The organism is Chryseobacterium sp. ERMR1:04 (genome assembly GCF_001297705.1).
In the GTDB taxonomy this organism is placed as follows: domain Bacteria; phylum Bacteroidota; class Bacteroidia; order Flavobacteriales; family Weeksellaceae; genus Chryseobacterium.
Window position 1 is genome coordinate 161,648 of the sequence record NZ_LIRF01000007.1, and the last position, 19,480, is coordinate 181,127.

Sequence of the window (19,480 nt, forward strand, 5' to 3'; positions counted from 1 at the left end):
CAATATACTAATATGAGTAAATTAGATTCAAGAATTCCAGCTGGTCCTCTAAAGGATAAATGGAAAAATCATAAAGACCATATGAACCTTGTTGCACCAAACAACAGAGATAAGATTGATATTATTGTTGTAGGTACAGGTTTGGCAGGAGGTTCTGCAGCTGCTACTTTGGCAGAGCAGGGATATAATGTGAAAGCATTTTGTTATCAGGATTCTCCAAGAAGAGCGCACTCTATTGCTGCTCAAGGGGGAATTAACGCTGCTAAAAATTACCAAGGTGATGGTGACTCTACGTATAGACTATTCTATGATACAATCAAAGGAGGTGACTATAGAGCAAGAGAAGCAAACGTATATAGATTAGCTGAAGTTTCGGCTAATATTATAGACCAATGTGTTTCCCAAGGGGTTCCTTTTGGAAGAGATTACGGCGGACAATTAGATAACCGTTCATTTGGTGGAGTTCAGGTTAAAAGAACTTTCTATGCGAAAGGACAAACAGGTCAGCAATTATTGTTAGGTGCATATTCTTCTTTAAGCCGTCAAATCGGTAAGGGGAGAGTAAAAATGTATAACCGTCACGAAATGCTGGATCTGGTAATCGTAGACGGAAAAGCAAGAGGGATTATCGCAAGAAACCTTGTAACTGGTGAAGTTGAAAGACATTCTGCTCACGCTGTAGTTATTGCTTCTGGAGGATATGGAAATGTATATTTCCTTTCTACAAATGCAATGGGTTCAAACGTTTCTGCAGCTTGGAAAATTCACAAGAAAGGAGCATATTTTGCAAACCCTTGTTATGTACAGATTCACCCGACTTGTATTCCAGTTCATGGAACACAGCAGTCTAAACTGACGTTGATGTCTGAATCATTAAGAAACTCAGGAAGAATTTGGGTTCCTAAAAAGATTGAAGATTCAGTAGCGATCAGAGAAGGCAAATTAAGAGCTGAAAGTATTAAAGAAGAAGATAGAGATTATTATTTAGAGAGAAGATATCCTGCATTCGGAAACTTAGTTCCTCGTGACGTTGCGTCTAGAGCGGGTAAAGAAAGATGTGATGCTGGTTTCGGAATTGAAAATAACGAAACTAAAGAAGGTGTTTACTTAGATTTCTCTACAGAAATTATCAAAAAAGGTAAAGAATCAGCTATCGAAAAGCATATTCACAACCCTAGTGATCAGCAAATTTATGACTTAGGAAAAGCTTGGATTGAAGAAAAATACGGTAACCTATTTGTAATGTACGAAAAGATTACTGCTGATGATCCTTACAAAACTCCTATGAAGATTTATCCTGCAGTTCACTACACAATGGGTGGTGTTTGGGTTGATTATAACCTTCAGTCTACAATCCCTGGATGTTTCGTAATTGGTGAAGCTAACTTCTCAGACCACGGAGCAAACAGATTGGGAGCTTCTGCATTGATGCAAGGTCTTGCAGACGGATATTTTGTACTTCCTTATACAATTGCAGATTATCTTTCTTCAGATATTAGAACAGGAGCTATTCCTACAGATTCAGCTGATTTTGTTGAAGCTGAAAAAGGAATTAAAGATAAAATAGATTTCTTCTTAAATAACAAAGGAACTCATTCTGTAGACCACTTCCATAAGCAATTAGGGAACATTATGTGGAATAAAGTAGGAATGGGAAGAACGCCTGAAGGATTAAGAGAAGCGATCAGAGAAATTGAAGAAGTGAAAAACGATTTCTGGAAAAACGTAAAAGTTCCGGGAGATGTAGAAGGGATGAACACTGAGCTTGAAAAAGCATTCAGAGTAGCAGACTTTATTGAGCTTGGACAATTAATGGCTATTGATGCATTACACAGAAACGAATCTTGTGGTGGACATTTCAGAGAAGATCATGCGACGCCGGAAGGTGAAGCAGAAAGAGATGACGTCAACTTCAAATATGTAGGAGCTTGGGAATATCAGGGTAATGATATCAAGCAGGAAGTTCTGCACAAAGAAGATCTTATCTACGACAACATAGAAGTTAAAGCGAGAAGTTATAAATAATCTCCAACCTATAAATATAAAATTATGAGTGCAAAAAAAGGCCTTCATCTTACGCTGAAAATTTGGAGACAAAAAAATAGTAAAACTAAAGGTCAGTTTGAGACCTATAAAATATCGGATGTTTCTACAGATTCTTCATTCTTAGAAATGTTAGACATCCTTAATGAAAATATTATTAACGAGGGAAAAGAACCTATCGCTTTTGATCACGACTGTCGTGAAGGAATTTGCGGAATGTGTTCTCTTTACATCAATGGTAGAGCTCACGGTCCGGATACAGGTATCACAACGTGTCAGTTGCACATGAGAATGTTCAAAGACGGTGAAACCATCGTTATCGAGCCTTGGAGAAGTGCTGCTTTCCCGGTTATTAAAGATTTAATGGTAGACAGAAGTGCATTCGACAGAGTAATGGCTGCGGGTGGTTTTATTTCTGTGAATACCTCAGGAAATACATTAGATGCTAATGCTATTCCGGTTCCTAAAGAAGATGCAGACAAAGCAATGGATGCTGCGGCTTGTATCGGATGTGGAGCTTGTGTGGCTACTTGTAAAAACGGATCTGCAATGTTATTTGTTGGAGCTAAAGTTTCTCAGTTTGCTTTACTGCCTCAAGGTAGAGTAGAAGCTAAACGTAGAGTTCTTAACATGGTTCAGGCAATGGATGAAGAAGGATTCGGTAACTGTTCAAACACTGGAGCGTGTGAAATAGAGTGTCCTAAAGGAATTTCTCTTGAAAACATCGCTAGAATGAACAGAGAATACATGGCAGCTCTAGTAGACCAAGGATAGAATTGATTTAAATACATGAAAAAGATCGTCTCCTCAGTGGTAGACGATCTTTTTAGTTAAATCTTTCATAAAAAATGCTTTTAAATTGTATTAAATATACTGAAAAACTTATTTTTGTTAAATTATAAAATTCAATAATGAAAAAATATCTTTTATTGTTTATCATCGCAGTGTTTGTGATGTCTTGCTCTAAAAAAGTTGAAGTAAAAGGAAAAATCACTGGAGGATCTCCATTAGAAAGAATAGAGTTTATCGAAGCTTCTGGTGTTGCAACATTACCGTTAGCAAACATTGGACTAAAGAACGATGGTACTTTCGAAGGAAGTTTTGAAGCGCCTAAGAGCGGAATGTATGTGATTTCTTATGGGGGTAAGCAAAATTTGGTTTACTTAAAAGCGGGTCAGGCGCTTAATATTTCTGGAAACGGAACTACTTTCCCTTCAGAATATGTAATTACTGGTGATGCTAAAAAGAATAATGATTTCTTTACTGCAGCTCAAAAATATCTTACAACTTATGCTCAGGGAGTTAATATGAATGAGCTAATGACGAAAGATGAGCCTACATTCATTAAAGGAATTGAAAAAGTGGAAGCTGATATTAATAAAAATATCGACGAAAACGTTAAGAAATTCAATCCTGATAACGAAGTTGTTCAATGGAAAAAGAATGATATCGCAAGTACATTACTTTCTATCATGACTCAGTATGAGATTACACACAAGCAGATGGGGAATCCTTCATTTAAAGTGACTAAAGCTTTTACAGATTATGAAAATAAACTTCAGGCTAATAAGGATGAAATGGTGAAAAGTAATCCAGCTTATAGAAGCTACCTTTTATCTAAAATGAGTCCTGATTTCCAAAAGTATGCGGAAGCAAACAGTAAAGGAAAAACTGACCTTACTACTTCAGAATTATTCAATCAATTCTTGAAAGGTAAAAAAGATGTTTCACAAATTACTAAAGATTATCTTTTGGCATTTGTAATGGCTCAGTCTGATATTCACCCGAATACTCCTGAGAAAACATCTGATAAAATCAAAAAAATCATTGATGAAGATATTAAAGATGCTACAATCAAAGCAGATTTAAAGAAAATTCAGTTTGCCATCAACGGATTCAAAATCGGTGATGTTGCTCCTGAAGGTGCATTGGTAAAACAAGACGGTAAAGCTTTTAAGCTTTCTGAAAATAAAGGAAAACCATATATGTTAGCATTCTATGCTTCTTGGAATCCTTATATCGGTGAAGCTACGGTTCCTGTATTAAAAGAAGTTGCTAATTTCTACAAATCTAAAATGAATTTCGTATTCGTAAATGTAGATGATACTAAAGATCAGTTTGTAAAAACAAGCAATTCTTTATTGAAAGGAATTACAGGAGTAAATGTATATGCTGACGGAGGATTAAATTCTGATATCGCTAAAAAATATGGAGTATATGGATTCAAATTACCTTGCTTCATTATTATTGATAAAGACGGAAAAATTGCCAGTAAGCCATTCTTCAATCTTGGAGATCCGGAATTGGTAACTGTTTTAGATAAACAAACAGGGCTTTCAGCTCCGAAAGTAGATCCAAATATCCAGTTGCAACAAGGTGGTATAGGTGTAGATCCTTCTGCTCAACAGCAGGCTCCACCAGCAGCAAATCAGCAACCTGTTCCTACAAAATAACAAACTTTAACATAGATAGAAACCTTGTCCTTCGGATAAGGTTTTTTTATTGTATTTTTGCAAAATGAAATCGCGAGGTTTCATTTTATTATATTAGAAAAAATAGAAAATAGGGAATGAGAAAGAAGAAAGATATTATTCTTGAAAATATTAAACTGTTTGGCGCAGGAGCAAAAGGAATTGCAATCGGAAAAACAGAAGAAGGAAAGACTGTGTTGGTTTCCGGTGGGGTTCCGGGAGATGTAGTGAATGCTAGAGTAAAAAAATCCAAGTCCAAATATTATGAAGCTGAAACTACTGAGGTTGTAACAAAATCTCCATTTAGAGTAGATGCAAAATGTATTCATTTTGGAACGTGTGGTGGTTGCAAGTGGCAAAATATGAGCTATGAAAAGCAACTTGATTTTAAGCAAGAAGAAGTATACAATAATATAAAAAGAATTGGCGGAATTGATGATTTTGAAATCATTCCAATTTTAGGTGCCGAAGAGCAGTATTTCTACAGAAATAAAATGGAGTTCTCTTTCTCTAATGCGAAATGGCTTACTCAGTATGAAATAAGTTCTGAAGAAAATTTTGGAAATAGAGATGCTCTTGGTTTCCATATTCCGGGAATGTGGAGTAAGATCTTAGATCTTAAAGAATGCTTGCTTCAGGAAGATCCTTCTAACGCGATTCGTTTAGCTGTAAGAAACTTCAGTGTTGAAAACGGGTTGGATTTCTTTGATGTTAGAAATCAGGAAGGTTTTTTAAGAACATTAATGATGAGACAAAACTCTAAAGGTGAATGGATGGTTTTATTCCAGCTTTATAGAGAAGAGAAGGCAAACAGAGAGAAACTTTTCCAATATTTATTAGAAAAATTCCCGCAGATCAAAACGTTGGTGTATGCTATTAACCCAAAACAGAACGATTCTATCTATGATTTAAATGTAAATATTTATTTCGGTGATGGATTCTTAATGGAAGAAATGGATGGATTGAAGTTCAAAATTGGTCCAAAATCATTTTTTCAAACAAATTATAAACAAGCCTTAGAACTTTACAGAAAAACGTTAGAGTTTGCTGATTTAAAAGGGGATGAAGTTGTTTATGACCTATATACAGGAACAGGAACAATTGCTCAGTATGTTGCCAGAAATGCAAAACATGTGATCGGAATAGAATCTGTTCAGGAGGCTATTGATGCTGCTATCGAACATGCTGAATTAAATGGTCTTACCAATACAACTTTCTATTGTGGAGATATGAAAAATGTCTTCAATGATGAATTCTTGGAAAATCATCCAAAAGCAGACGTATTAATTACAGATCCACCAAGAGATGGAATGCACCAAAAAGTGGTTGAGCAGATCTTGAAATTGGCTCCGGAAAAAGTAGTGTATGTAAGCTGTAACTCTGCAACTCAGGCAAGAGATTTAGCTTTAATGAAAGATCATTACACATTGGTTAAAATTTTACCGGTAGACATGTTCCCGCAAACACACCATGTGGAGAATATTGCATTACTGATTAAAAAATAATTTATTTACATTTGAAGATCAAAATATTAATATGAAATGTCAGTTCCATCTGACCAAATTAAAAAATATAAACGTACAGATGAAATATTTTAAATTCTTCATACTGACCTGTTTTTTAGGAATGCTTTTTTCATGCGGAGGAGATGACGACATCTGTGAAAGCGGAGAGGGCACACCCAGAATGAAGATAGGCATTAAAAGTTTTGAAACGGGAAAGCCTGGGACGATAGATACATTGTATGTAGCCGTAGATTATGGCTCAGGGACTAAGGTAGACCTCGGAAAAACGGCAGCCGTTACATCCCGATTGATACCTTTGCGTGTTGACGATGCTCCTTACACAGATATTTATATTAAAACAAGGCTAAAGGGTGCCGAATCCAAGGTTAGAATAAACTATATAACAAAAGCTACCTATGTTTCTCCCGGTTGTGGAATTAAAAAAACATACGAGAACTTAACAACAGAACTAATTACTCCTACAGTCGTAAAGAAAGTAGAAGTAGACTTAAATCAAATAGAGAATGAAGACAAGACTAATATTTTCCTTCTTTTTTAGCGTACTAAGTTTGTTGAGCTTTGCTCAGGAAAAGAAAGAAGTGAAAAAAGAAAAATGGATATATAAACCCAATTTTATGGTTGGTTTTGATCTTCTAAATGGAGGAAGTTCTTTCTTTTCAGATAGGAAGATGTATCAGGGATTTATATCATCTAAAATTAAGAATGATCTTCACGCAGTTATTGATGCTGGATTTGATTCTAATGTATATCAGAAAAACGGGTACGATGCAAAAGCAAATGGCCCGTTTCTGAAATTAGGAGTTTTCTATATGCTGGCCAAAGATGCTGAAAATGAATTCAACGGTTTTTATGTTGGAGGAAAAGCAGCGGGTTCATTTTATACCCAGGAATATATGGCCATTCCGGTTCGTGGATTTGGGGGAAGTAGTACTTCAATAGCATATCCGTCTTCTACACAATCTTCATATTGGTTGGAAGGAATGATAGGAGGAAGAGTTCAACTATTTGAATCTAATTTTTATATAGATGTTAATCTTCAGCCTAAATATTTAATTTTTACAACAAAACAAGACGAAATTCAACCAATGATCGTTCCCGGCTTTGGAAAGAGTTCTTCTAAGTTTGCCATGGGATTCGCTTGGAATATTGCGTATAAGTTTTAATCATTAGTTTTTTTTTGATTTTTTGTATTGCCCATAAGCAAGTCGTATAAACTCTTTAATTCTTTTGGAGGTGCACCTGCATCAAAAGAGGAAGAGGCATATTCTTTTTCTTTCACGAAGAAGGTTATGGTTGATGCCAAAGCTTTATCAGAATATCTATCGGTTGTAGGTGAAGAAAATGCATCTACTTTTGACAACTCAATCAAACTTACTTGTTCTGTAATTTTTCTCCACTCATCAGTTGATAAAGAACTGGTTGTAATATCTCCATTCAGGGAGGTAATTTTTGAATTTGGTGTAAATGTTATGAGCCTGTTGGTACCCCTTGTCTGTTTTTTTAATTCAATTTTTTCGATTTTCTGTTTTTGCCAGGTATTGCTTAATTTATTTTTGTTAATTATTCTCTGTTGTTGAGAAAAATAATTATTTGTGATAATGTTGAATAAAATTATAAATAATAAATATCTATTTTTCATATCTATGTTGCTGTTTTTTGTGGGTTTTGTTTGTTTTTTTAAGAGTAAATGTATAAAATATAAATTACATTTGTAACTCAATAAAAAATATACAAATGCAAAAAATTACTTTCTTTAAACATTTTTTTTTATCATTTATACTGTACACAGGTATAGTTCAAGCACAGCGTGCATCAGATAAAATTGTGAAAAAAGATGAATTTGGTAAAAAATATCAAGCTGAGCTTATTAAATCTAACGGAATAGATAGATGCTCAACCGTAGAATATGAAAACTATCTTAAGGAAAGGTATCCTAGAAGGATGTCTAATGAGCAGTTTGAGAAATGGCTGGCGCCATTGGTGCAAAAAGCAAAAGCTAACAAATCGGAAAGTGGAGGTATTATTACGATTCCTGTTGTCGTACATGTTATTCATAGTGGACAAAATGTTGGGGTCGCTCCTAATATTGTTGATGCTCAGGTAGAGTCTCAGATCACTGTCATGAATAATGATTTTAGAAGAATAGCGGGTACGACTGGTTTTAATTCGAATGCCGTGGGTTCAGATACTCAAATCCAGTTTGTTTTAGCAAAAGTAGATCCTAATGGAAATCCTACGAATGGAATTGACCGAATAAATTTATGTAAAGCGTCTTGGGGGGAAGGTGAAATAGAAAACTTGGTAAAGCCTCAAACAATCTGGGATCCTACTCAATATATGAATATGTGGAGCTTGAAATTTTCGAATAACACTTTATTAGGATATGCCCAGTTTCCTTCTAATTCTGGTCTTGGTGGTTTGGAAGTAGATGGTGGTCTTGCTAGTACAGATGGTGTAGTAGCAAAATATTCTACATTTGGAAGCAGTGACTATAATGATGGGACATTTCTTTTGAATGCGCCTTACGATAAAGGAAGAACAATGACTCATGAGGTAGGGCATTTCTTAGGATTAAGACATATTTGGGGTGACAGCGCTTGTGGTAATGATTATTGTGCAGACACGCCTACTGCTCATGGGGCAAATTATATTTGTAATACAACAATTGCAAGCTGTGATGATCCGTCTATTTATGAGATGGTTCAGAATTATATGGATTATACAAATGATACTTGTATGAATATTTTTACAGTTAATCAGAAAGAAAGAATTACGGCTGTAATGAATAATTCACCCAGAAGAATGGAATTAAAAGTATCTACTAAAGATGCTGCCATTCCGTTGTTTCCAAACGATGCCGAAATAAAGCTGGAAGGCGATTGTAGTTCTCAATCTTGTATCTCGATAGATAAAAATGTAGTGTTATTATTGACAAATAGAGGGACTAGTACAATGACCAATGCGGTTATTACATATACTATTAATGGAAACTCTCAGACTTATAACTGGTCCGGAAGTTTAACGCTAGATAAATCTCAAACAGTATCTATTACTGTTCCTTCATCTGTTCCTAGTGGACCTATGAATATTAAAATAACAAGTGTAAATGGTGTAGCAGACCAAAGAGATGGTAATAGCAATATTGATACACAATTTGTTTCTTCTTCACCAACTAGTATTGGTTCTCCGGATCTTGTGTTTAGATTACAATTAGATTATTGGGGATCGGAAACTACATGGACTTTGAAGAATAGTGCGGGAGCTATAGTATATAGTGGGGGTCCTTATACCGATGTTGCTAATCCTACACCAAGTACTCCGCTTCCGGCTCTTATTACTCAAAACTGGGCATTGGTTCCTGATTGTTATACTTTTACAATTAATGATTCATTTGGAGATGGAATTTATACAGACGGAGGTTATTATGATATCAAGACTCAAGCAGGTGCAGACGTGATAATTGGAAGCCCGTTTGGATCATCACAATCATCTTTATTTAAATATCAAGTATTATCTACTAACGAAGTTGTTAAAAATACGCTGGGTATTTACCCGAATCCGACAACAGATATTTTGAATATTACGAATCTTAAAGGTAAAGCGACTTATATAATTCATAATGCTGTAGGTCAACTTGTGAAGAAAGGAACAATTGATAACAATAAAGTGAATGTAGCTGAGTTGTTGAAAGGAAATTATATTATCTCTGTAAAGGATAATAATATATCTGAAAATTTCAAGTTTATCAAAAAATAAAATATCTTCTATTCTAAATTAGAATATTAAAGATGTTTAAATGTCTAATATTAAGTAATCCTCAGGTTCTCCTGAGGATTATTTGTTTTTTTAGAGAGTGGTGTGAAAAAAAAACACGAATAAGTTGTTTGAGGTTAATATTTAATACCTGAAAATGTTTATATTTGGCGAAATATATAATTAAAAATTTATGAAAAAACTACTTACTCTTTTATTTTGTAGTTTGATTGGTGGTTCGGCAGTGGCTCAATGGTCACCTGCTGGTATAAAGAGAGGTTCTGATATTGATCCTTCTTTAGCACAGCCAAAATACAAACTTGATTTAAATAAAATAAAAAGTCAACTTAAGAATGCTAAGGAAACGGGAGCAAATGCTCAGGCTGTGGAAATCTTACTTCCTACTCTAAGAGGAAAAATGGAAAGATTTGCGGTTTACAGTTTTCCTGTAGTTGTAAAAGAATTAGCTGATCAATATGAGCTTGGTTCTTATGTTGGAGTGGGGATTGATGACCCTTCTAAATATTTAAGATTTTCTCTTTCTCCAAATGATTTTCAGTCTATGATTATCAATGGAGGAAGTTATGAATTTATCGAACCTTCAAAGTCTGATAAAACTATTTATGAGCTTCATGCAAAATCTAAACCAACTGGTGGGAAAAGTTTTCTTTGTAGTACAAATGAAAGTCCAGCAGTAAAACAGCAGATTTCTGAATTGCTAGAAAAAGGACAATCATTTACTAATCAGCCAACTGATTTCTCAAAAATGTCTGATAAGAAATACAGAACAATGAGATTGGTGATGTCTGTTACAGGTGAGTATACACAATATCACGGAGGCACTGTAGCTGGTGCTCTTGCAGCAATTAATAACACAATGACTCGTGTAAATGGAGTATTTGAAAAAGACTTTGCCTTACATCTTAATTTACAGAATTATACTAACGTAATTTTCACGGACCCTACAAATGATCCATATTCAGATGCAGCTGCGGGTGCAGGTGGTGCTTGGAACCAAGAATTGCAAGGAGCATTAACAAGTATGGTAGGAAATATCAATTATGATATTGGTCACTTATTCGGAGCTTCTGGAGGTGGTGGAAATGCAGGCTGTATCGGTTGCGTTTGTCTTGATCCTGTTGGTACTGGATATGATCCTGTAGCAGGATATGGAAAAGGTTCAGGATTTACCTCTCCAGCAGATGGTATTCCTCAAGGTGATAACTTTGATATTGATTATGTTGCTCATGAAATGGGGCATCAATTAGGAGCTAATCATACATTCTCTAAATCTCTTGAAGGAACAGGAGTAAATCAGGAACCAGGTTCGGGATCTACCATTATGGGGTATGCCGGTATTACTGGTGCTACTACAGATGTTCAGCCACATTCGGATGCTTATTTTCATATTGCAAGTATTAAGCAAGTTCAGACCAATCTAATTGCGAAAACTTGTGATGTTGAGACGGCTATCACAAATAACCCACCAGTTATTGCAGCATTGCCATCTTATACAATTCCTAAAGGAACTGCATTTGTTTTAACAGCATCTGCAACTGATCCGGAGAATGATCCTATGACATATACTTGGGAAGAGGTTGATAATGCAAGTGTTATCATTAATAAAACTAATTTAGGAACTACTACTACTGGAGCTTCATTTAGATCGGTATCTCCAAGTATTAGCTCAACTAGATATTTCCCAAAACTGTCATCAGTTTTAGCTGGAGTGCTTAATAACTCTTTGGATACTTGGGAATCTACTTCTCAGGTTGCTAGAGGTTCTAAATTTGCAGTAACTGTGAGAGATAATAATCCAGCTATTGCTCAACAACAAACACAATATGCTGAACAATCTATTACAGTAGGGGCTGCAGGGCCTTTTAAAATATCTAATGCATCTGCGTATTTATACACGAATGCTACTAATACGTTAACTTGGGATATTGCTAATACTGCAGCTGCACCTTACAATTCCCCAAATGTTAAAATTGATTATTCTATTGATAGCGGAGTGAACTGGACTGTTCTTGCTGCAAGTACTGCAAATGATGGCTCAGAGGTAATTAGTGTACCAGCATCTCTAAATGGACAATTTGTTGCAGTTAGAGTTTCTTCAATAGGAAATGTTTTTTACGCTCTTAAAAAGATGATGGTAGCTACACAGGTTGCTTGTGGAAGCGCTGTAACAGGTGTTAATGTAAGCAATGTAACTTCATCTGTTGCAACAGTTAACTGGGCACCCGTTACTGGAGCAACATCTTATGTGATTCAATATAAGAAGACAGCAGATACTTCATGGCAGCAGACAACATCTACAACAGGTAGTGTAAACCTTTCAGGTCTTTCATCAAGTTCTACTTATGAAGTGCAGGTAGCTTCGGTTTGTGGATCTCAAGGGCCATTCTCAAGTAGTGTAATTTTCTCAACAGCAGTAATCTCTTATTGCCCTATTTTTGCTACGAATAGTCCACAGTTTGAATATATTTCTAATGTGAAAATTACTAATGGAGCTACAACTTTATTGAATAATAATAGTGGACCATCTAATTATACAGACTATACAACAAATACAGCACTTCAGACAAGTTTACTTCCTGGTGTACCTTATACATTCTCAATGACTATTGCAACTCCTGACTATGATACAGCATTAGTATTTATTGATTATAATAATAACGGTATTTTTGACCCAGCAGAAAGAGTATTTAACTATCCTATCAATCTTCCAACTGGTCCAATAACCGGAAACTTTACAGTGCCATCTACAGCTGTTACTAATCAGCCGTTGAGAATGAGAGTAATATTGTATTATGCAGGTCAATTTGGTGCAGATGGAACAACATCTCAAGTTGGTTTTTCACTAGGATCAGGTTATGCAGGTTGTGGTACATTCGGTTATGGTGAAGCTGAAGATTATAACGTTGTTATAACAGGTGCTTTAGGAACAAATGATATTGCTGCTAACCCTAAAGATGGGATTCAGATTTATCCAAACCCGGTAAGTGATATCTTAAATGTTACTAAAGTTTCTGATAAAGCTACTTTCAAAATTTACAGTGCTGCAGGTCAGCTAGTAAATAGTGGAAATATTAACTCAGGAAAAATTAATGTTTCTGAATTAGTAAAAGGTGGATATGTAATTACAATTGAAGAAAAAGGAAAAGATTTATTCAAATCTAAATTCATCAAGAAATAATAAAAATCCCATAACAATAATGAATCCTCAGGTTTTTCCTGAGGATTTTTTGTATTTATAAATGCATTATGATATCCTGAGTATTTAATAAAAAATATAATTGAATTGGTAAATTGTTGGTAAAAAATCATTAGATTTGTTTAATTAATATAAAATATAGAACATTATGAAGAAAATCTTTACTTTTTTAATTTTTCTCCTCAGGCTGATAAATATAGGTTTTATAAAAAAAACTTATAGTATGACATCCGACAGAGTGTTACCTCACTTGTCTTCTACTGAAGATACTGTTATTTTGAAAAAAAGTAACAATAGTTTTATAGACAGGGCAATCTATAGACTTAAAAATAACCTTACTGCCAAATTATACTTTAATATTTAACATTATGAAGAAACTTCTACTCATGTGTCAATTGCTTTTTGGCGCACTTCTCATGGCTCAGGTTTCCTATACCCAAAACTGGACGGCAACAGGACTTAATAACTGGACAACCAGTGGCACTGTTTTTTCAAATAATACTACTGCCAATCAGATTTGTGGGACTAGTGGAGGAACCATCAGAGGAGAAAGATATTATGGTAATTCGGGGCAATTTACGTCTCCTAATCTTACCGGAAATAATTTAGGACAAATAACGATGTCTTTTGATTATAAGGTAACTGACTATTCCGCAGGTACGGTAGCAACACCTACAGCTAATATTGGAACAATAAACGTAGAATATGCTAGCAGTACTACAGGACCGTGGACGGTTGCTTATACTATCAACTCTTCCAATCACGTGTCTGCTAATACATGTGCTACTAAAACATTTACTTTTGTTCCTCCGACAGGAGCGAACTTGTATGTGAGATTTAATGTTACTTCCGATATTAATTCGGATGTTTATTATTATTTTGATAATGTAAACATTACACAATCAGCACCACCAACTTGTCCGTCTCCTTCTGCAATAGTATTTGGAGGCGCTACATCGAATTCTGCCAATATTTCTTGGACGGCACCAACGCCTGTACCGGCAAACGGATATGATGTTTATTTTAATACAACAGGGGTAGCGCCAACAGGGGCTATTGTCTTGAATGGAACTAACTCGGTACAAAGTACAACAACTACAGCATCTATTCCTGGATTATTACCTACTACTACCTATTATGTATGGGTAAGAGCGAAGTGTAGCCCAACGGATCAAAGTTTTTGGATAGCAATGCCTGCATTTACAACTTTATGTGCTGCGGTTACAGCCTTACCATGGACACAGAATTTTGATTCTATGACAGCTATAGGTTCTGGAATTGTTCCTAATTGTTGGAAGCAGATTACTGGAACTAATGCATGGACATCTTCAAATGCAACAGCGTCTACTACATCTCCTGGAGCGAGGTCTGTGCCTAATTATATGAGAATTCAATACAGTAATACAAATGCCAGCCAACTTTGGACCCCTGGTTTTACTTTGACAGCAGGTACAGTGTATGAATTCTCGTTCTATTATAACACAGGTGGTACTGGAAGCTCTTATGTAGGATATACAGGTAATGTATTAGTGAATACTTCACAATCTGCTACAGGAGCTACTACTTTAGGAGCATTTATTACTGCAACACAAGGTACAGCAGATTATACATTATATAAAGTATATTATACGCCTACAACATCAGGAACATATAATTTCGGATTAAATGTTAGCTCTACAGGTGCTCCTTGGTATTTAGGGGTAGACGATTTCAAACTAAGAGTTGCTCCAACATGCTTAGATCCACAGGGTTTATCTGTTTCAAATACAGGCACTTTGAATACTACAATACAATGGACGGTACCAAATCCGGCGCCTGCAGGGGGCTATGACATCTATTATAGTACAACAAATACACCTCCTGCTGCGGGTGTTACACCTCAATATTCTGGAGTTACCGGACCAACTCAGCTAATAACAGGATTAGCGGCAAGTACAACATACTATATTTGGATAAGAGCAAGATGTAGCGCTACTGATATTGGTGATTGGACAGGTCCTATTTCTACGACAACTCTTTGTGCTGCAGTTACAGCTTTACCATGGACCCAAAATTTTGATTCTATGCCAACTATAGGGACAGGTATTGTACCTAATTGCTGGAAACAGATAACTGGTACCTCTGCATGGGTATCTTCAAATGCAACAGCATCTACTACATCTCCTGGAGCGAGGTCTATGCCTAATTATATGAGAATTGCATATGGTAATACAACAGCAAGTCAGCTATGGACACCAGGTTTTGCGTTAACAGCCGGAACGACTTATGAATTTTCGTTTTATTATCATACTGGCGGAACAGATAGTAGTAATATAGGGTTTACAGGTAATGTTTTGGTAAATTCTTCACAATCTTCTACAGGAGCTACAAATTTAGGAACATTCATTACTTCAACACAAGGTACTGCTGGTTATACTCTGTATAAAGTATATTACACACCTACAGTTACAGGAACATATAATTTCGCTATAAATGCATCATCGAATGGTACTCCTTGGTATTTAGGGGTAGATGATTTCAAATTGAGAGTTGCTCCAACATGCTTAGATCCACAGGGTTTAACTGTTATAAATACAACGACTTCGAGCACCACAATACAGTGGACAGTGCCAACTACTGCACCTGCAGGGGGCTATGATGTTTATTATACTACAAGTGCTGCAACTCCTGCTGCAGGGGTTACACCTCAATATTCTGGTGTTACAGGACCAACTCAGTTAATAACAGGATTGGCTGCAAGTACAACATACTATATTTGGGTAAGGGCAAGATGTAGCGCTACTGATATTGGTGATTGGACAGGACCTCTTTCGGTTTACACTAATTATTGTGTTCCTACTGGAGGCTCATCTTCAACAACAACTTATTTAAAGAATATTACAACTACAGGAGGATTTACCAATCTTGCTTATACTGCTTCTACATATAGTGCATATGTAAACAATTCTGCTACGAGTTTCTCTGCTTTACCGGGAACTTCTGTAAATGTTAGCATGAATTCTGGAACAGGTTCGTACTATTATTATCTATGGATAGACTGGAATAATGATATGGTATTTGATCCTCTAACGGAAACGGTTTATTCTACAACTGGTGCTGGGACAGGGACAGCAGCCATTAACACTGCAGGTCACCCTTCAGGCTCTTACAGAGTGAGATTTGGTACAGGGCAGTATGGGGCGTTAACTCCTTGCGGATCATCTCCTTATGGTAATTATGTGGACTATACTTTTGTTATTAGACCTTGTTCTACTACAGCACCTACCAATGTGTATGTAGATACAGTTAGCCATATTGCTGCAACGGTACATTGGACGGCTTCTACAAATAATCTTGCCTATAAGGTATATTGGAGAGAGGTGGGAACTACCACCGGATGGCCAAATTTCTCTCCGGTACTATCACCACCTACAAACAGTTATGTTATTACAACAGGTTTACTGCCTGCTAAAAACTACGAAGCAATAGTAGTAGCTATTTGTAATACAACTGAGGGTACGGCTACTCCTGTAGCATTTGCTACAAAATGTGACCCTACTCCTCCGAATGTTACTATATCTGCTATTACTTCCAACTCAGGGTTAATCACTTGGGCACCTCTTGCTGCAAATTCAACGTATGTAATGAGATGGAGAATTGTAGGAAGTGGAGCTACGGGATGGAGTCCTAATATACCATTGCCTGTAGCGCCTGCAAATACCTATACGTTAGGAGGATTAGATCCGAATGTTTCTTATGAAGTTCAAATAGCGAATATGTGTACTGGTGGTACACTTAATCCATGGTCAAATCCTAAAGTATTTACTACAGAAAGAATCTGTCAGCAAGCGCCTCCAGGATTAACAATTACCAATCTTGCACCTACAACAGCAGCAGTAGTTTGGGACCCATTCCCAGGAGCTACCTATATCTTAAGATATAGAAAAGTAGGTATTTCGAGCTGGACAACCGTAGCAGTTCCAACAAATACAATTACCTTAACAGGATTGTTAGAATTAACGAAATATGAAATGCAGGTTATGAATGTATGTACAGGAACTCCGGGTACTTTTACGCCGCCTTATTTCTTTACAACACCAACTGTAACTTACTGTCACATGGTTTCAGCAAGTGCAGCGAATGAATTTATTTCAAAAGTAACAGTGAAGCCAAATGGTAAGCCTATGATGGAGAATGCTTCTCTTGCATCTACTTATACGGATTATACAGGCACCGTTGCTAAGTTTATAGAATTAATTCAAGGATCTACAGGAAATGAAATTTCTATTGAAAAATCATGGTTAGGGGCAAACAATGATGCAGGTATTGCCGTTTGGATTGATTTCGACAGAAATGGATCTTTCGATATCAATGAAAGAATTCTTGCTTCGGCTCCTAATACAACGACTCCTATTAAAGGAACATTCAATGTACCTGCAGATGCATTTATCAGTTTAACTGATTATAAATATGTGGTCATGAGAGTTGCATTGCAGAAAGGTGCTATTCCTGTAAACTGTACAAACTTTGCGAATGGTGAAGTTGAAGATTACACGGTGAGAATTTCTAAAACAGCTGTTCCTAGTGGTATTAATCAGGATGAAATTATGATTTATCCTAACCCGGTAAGTTCAGTATTATATGTTAAGAATATTAGTACAAAAGGAAATTATAAGATTTATAATTCAGCAGGACAATTAGTGTCTAAAGGCATTATCTTGAATAATAAGATAGATGTAAGCAACTTGCTAAGTGGAGTGTACGTTATAGACATCGAAGATGCTAAAGGTACAATTCAGAAGAAATTTATTAAAGAAAAATAATTAACTTTTAAAATAGAATAAGCTCTCAGAAATGGGAGCTTATTTTTTTATAGGTCAATAAAAAACTCGCTAGATTATTTCTAACGAGTTTTTGCTTTATTCTATATCAAAGATGATTCGTTCGGTTTGTTCCTTTAAATCTTCCAGATTCGTATTGTTGTAAATAATGCAGTCTGCCATCTTTATCTTATCTTTTTCAGGCATTTGCTTTTCCATAATGGTTTCTACTTCGCGGTAGGTTTTTCCGTCTCTGTCCATCACTCTTTTTGTTCGTATATTATCTTCAGCAGTAACCAGAAGAGATTTGTAACATTGTTTATGAAGCTTTAATTCAAACAATAAGGCTGTTTCTTTAAAGACTAAATATTTAGACTGTTTTGCCAGCCATTCTTCAAAATCAATGCGAACTGCAGGGTGAATGATTTCATTCAGTTGTTGAAGAAGATCTTTATTGTTAAAAACTTTATCTGCAACAAACTTTCTGTTGTAAAGATCTTTCTCATCGTACGATTTTTCGCCTAAAAGTTCCTTAATTTGAAGCTTTAATTCTTCATGATCATTAACGATTGTTTTAGCTCTGTCATCCGAGTAATAAACAGGGAACCCAAACTCCTCAATAAAATGGGCAACGGTAGTTTTTCCTGAACCAATTCCACCTGTTAAACCAATGATCTTGGATGATGGTGGTTCTGTACTTTTTGTTTCTGAATGTAATTCTTCCATACTTAAAAATTAATATCCAAAAACGTCATTAAAGCTAAAGGTTTCGTCAAGTCTAACGCCTTTTTCAGTCATTTTAAGACTTGCCAATTCGTTATGAGCATCATGTTCAAAGAACAATAGATATTCGTTATCTACACATTGTTTAAGGAATTTTCCTTTTTCCTCCATTGTTAGAAGAGGTCTTGTATCATACCCCATCACATATACCTGGTTGATGTGTCCTGCAGTTGGAATAAGATCCGCTGCGAAAACAATCGTTTTTTCCTGATATTGAATTACGGGAAGCATTTGCTTTTCAGTATGTCCATCAACAAAAATAACGTCCATTTTCAAATCCGGAGCAAAACCATAATTTCCGTTTGCCGGAAGGGGTAGAAAGTTCAGTTGTCCGCTTTCCTGCATCGGAAGAATATTTTCTTTTAAAAAGCTAGCTTTCTCTCTCGGATTAGGCTCTGTTGCCCACTGCCAATGGTTTTCGTTAGTCCAGAACTGAGCATTTTTAAAGGCAGGTCTGTAACCGGTCTTGTCGTCATTCCATTCAATAGCACCACCACAGTGGTCAAAATGAAGGTGAGTCAAGAAAACATCGGTAATATCTTCTTTTACAAAACCATACTTGCTTAAATTTTTATCTAAATTATCATCTCCCCAAAGAGAGTAGTGACCGAAGAATTTATCATCCTGCTTGTTTCCAAGACCACAGTCTACTAAGATTAATTTTTTACCGTCTTCAATTAATAAAGAGCGGGTTCCCAATTCAATTAAATTTTTTTCGTCTGCTGGGTTTGTTTTCTCCCACAGACTCTTTGGGACGACACCAAACATTGCGCCGCCGTCCAGCTTAAATTTTCCACATTGTATCGGATATAACTTCATATATATTTTGATTATTTTATTTTTAATTAATAAAAATTATTTGATGTTTCTAAATTATAAAACTTTAAT

At 35.8% G+C, this 19,480-nt stretch carries 12 protein-coding genes; 9 read left to right on the plus strand and 3 right to left on the minus strand.

Going from position 1 to position 19,480, the window contains the following annotated elements; all coding sequences use genetic code 11:
• Positions 1 to 12: 12 nt before the first annotated feature.
• The 6 genes from AMQ68_RS15480 (at position 13) to AMQ68_RS15505 (ending at position 7,203) form a co-directional block, all read left to right on the plus strand.
• Entirely contained in the window at positions 13 to 2,025 is a 2,013-nt protein-coding gene (locus AMQ68_RS15480) for a fumarate reductase/succinate dehydrogenase flavoprotein subunit (RefSeq protein ID WP_054511534.1), read from the plus strand.
• A 24-nt stretch (positions 2,026 to 2,049) separates the two neighbouring features.
• Positions 2,050 to 2,817 carry a succinate dehydrogenase/fumarate reductase iron-sulfur subunit gene (locus AMQ68_RS15485; RefSeq protein WP_054511535.1) on the plus strand — a complete coding sequence of 256 codons (768 nt, stop codon included), beginning with the start codon at positions 2,050 to 2,052 and terminating at the stop codon, positions 2,815 to 2,817.
• A 137-nt stretch (positions 2,818 to 2,954) separates the two neighbouring features.
• A complete protein-coding gene (locus AMQ68_RS15490) occupies positions 2,955 to 4,496 on the plus strand; it encodes a TlpA disulfide reductase family protein (RefSeq protein WP_054511536.1) in 1,542 nt (513 codons plus the stop codon).
• 116 nt (positions 4,497 to 4,612) lie between these two features.
• Entirely contained in the window at positions 4,613 to 6,019 is a 1,407-nt protein-coding gene (rlmD, locus tag AMQ68_RS15495; protein WP_054511537.1) for a 23S rRNA (uracil(1939)-C(5))-methyltransferase RlmD, read from the plus strand.
• A 31-nt stretch (positions 6,020 to 6,050) separates the two neighbouring features.
• On the plus strand, positions 6,051 to 6,578 hold the full coding sequence (locus AMQ68_RS15500) for a DUF6452 family protein (RefSeq protein ID WP_082384115.1): 528 nt from the start codon (positions 6,051 to 6,053) through the stop codon (positions 6,576 to 6,578).
• Positions 6,544 to 7,203, plus strand: coding sequence for a DUF6048 family protein (locus AMQ68_RS15505; RefSeq protein ID WP_054511538.1), 660 nt, complete (start codon positions 6,544 to 6,546; stop codon positions 7,201 to 7,203). The genes AMQ68_RS15500 and AMQ68_RS15505 overlap by 35 nt, the downstream gene beginning before the upstream one ends.
• Here AMQ68_RS15505 and AMQ68_RS15510 read toward each other — a convergent pair.
• Entirely contained in the window at positions 7,200 to 7,679 is a 480-nt protein-coding gene (locus AMQ68_RS15510; protein WP_123905719.1) for a hypothetical protein, read from the minus strand. The genes AMQ68_RS15505 and AMQ68_RS15510 overlap by 4 nt on opposite strands.
• A 185-nt stretch (positions 7,680 to 7,864) precedes the next feature.
• Between AMQ68_RS15510 and AMQ68_RS15515 the strand changes: the two genes are divergently transcribed.
• The 3 genes from AMQ68_RS15515 (at position 7,865) to AMQ68_RS15525 (ending at position 17,812) form a co-directional block, all read left to right on the plus strand.
• Positions 7,865 to 9,796 carry a M43 family zinc metalloprotease gene (locus AMQ68_RS15515; RefSeq protein WP_160317994.1) on the plus strand — a complete coding sequence of 644 codons (1,932 nt, stop codon included), beginning with the start codon at positions 7,865 to 7,867 and terminating at the stop codon, positions 9,794 to 9,796.
• Positions 9,797 to 9,986: 190 nt separating this feature from the next.
• Positions 9,987 to 12,992 (plus strand): reprolysin-like metallopeptidase, encoded by a 3,006-nt coding sequence (locus AMQ68_RS15520; RefSeq protein ID WP_054511541.1) that lies wholly within the window; start codon positions 9,987 to 9,989, stop codon positions 12,990 to 12,992.
• A gap of 386 nt (positions 12,993 to 13,378) precedes the next feature.
• Positions 13,379 to 17,812 (plus strand): fibronectin type III domain-containing protein, encoded by a 4,434-nt coding sequence (locus AMQ68_RS15525; protein ID WP_082384121.1) that lies wholly within the window; start codon positions 13,379 to 13,381, stop codon positions 17,810 to 17,812.
• A gap of 96 nt (positions 17,813 to 17,908) precedes the next feature.
• Here the strand turns inward: AMQ68_RS15525 and coaE are convergent, their stop codons facing one another.
• Together coaE and AMQ68_RS15535 are read right to left on the minus strand one after the other, a co-directional pair.
• Entirely contained in the window at positions 17,909 to 18,535 is a 627-nt protein-coding gene (gene coaE / locus AMQ68_RS15530) for a dephospho-CoA kinase (protein WP_054511543.1), read from the minus strand.
• 9 nt (positions 18,536 to 18,544) lie between these two features.
• The gene (locus AMQ68_RS15535) at positions 18,545 to 19,411 is read right to left on the minus strand and encodes an MBL fold metallo-hydrolase (RefSeq protein ID WP_054511544.1); all 867 of its coding nucleotides are present in this window, start codon (positions 19,409 to 19,411) and stop codon (positions 18,545 to 18,547) included.
• Positions 19,412 to 19,480 lie beyond the last annotated feature (69 nt).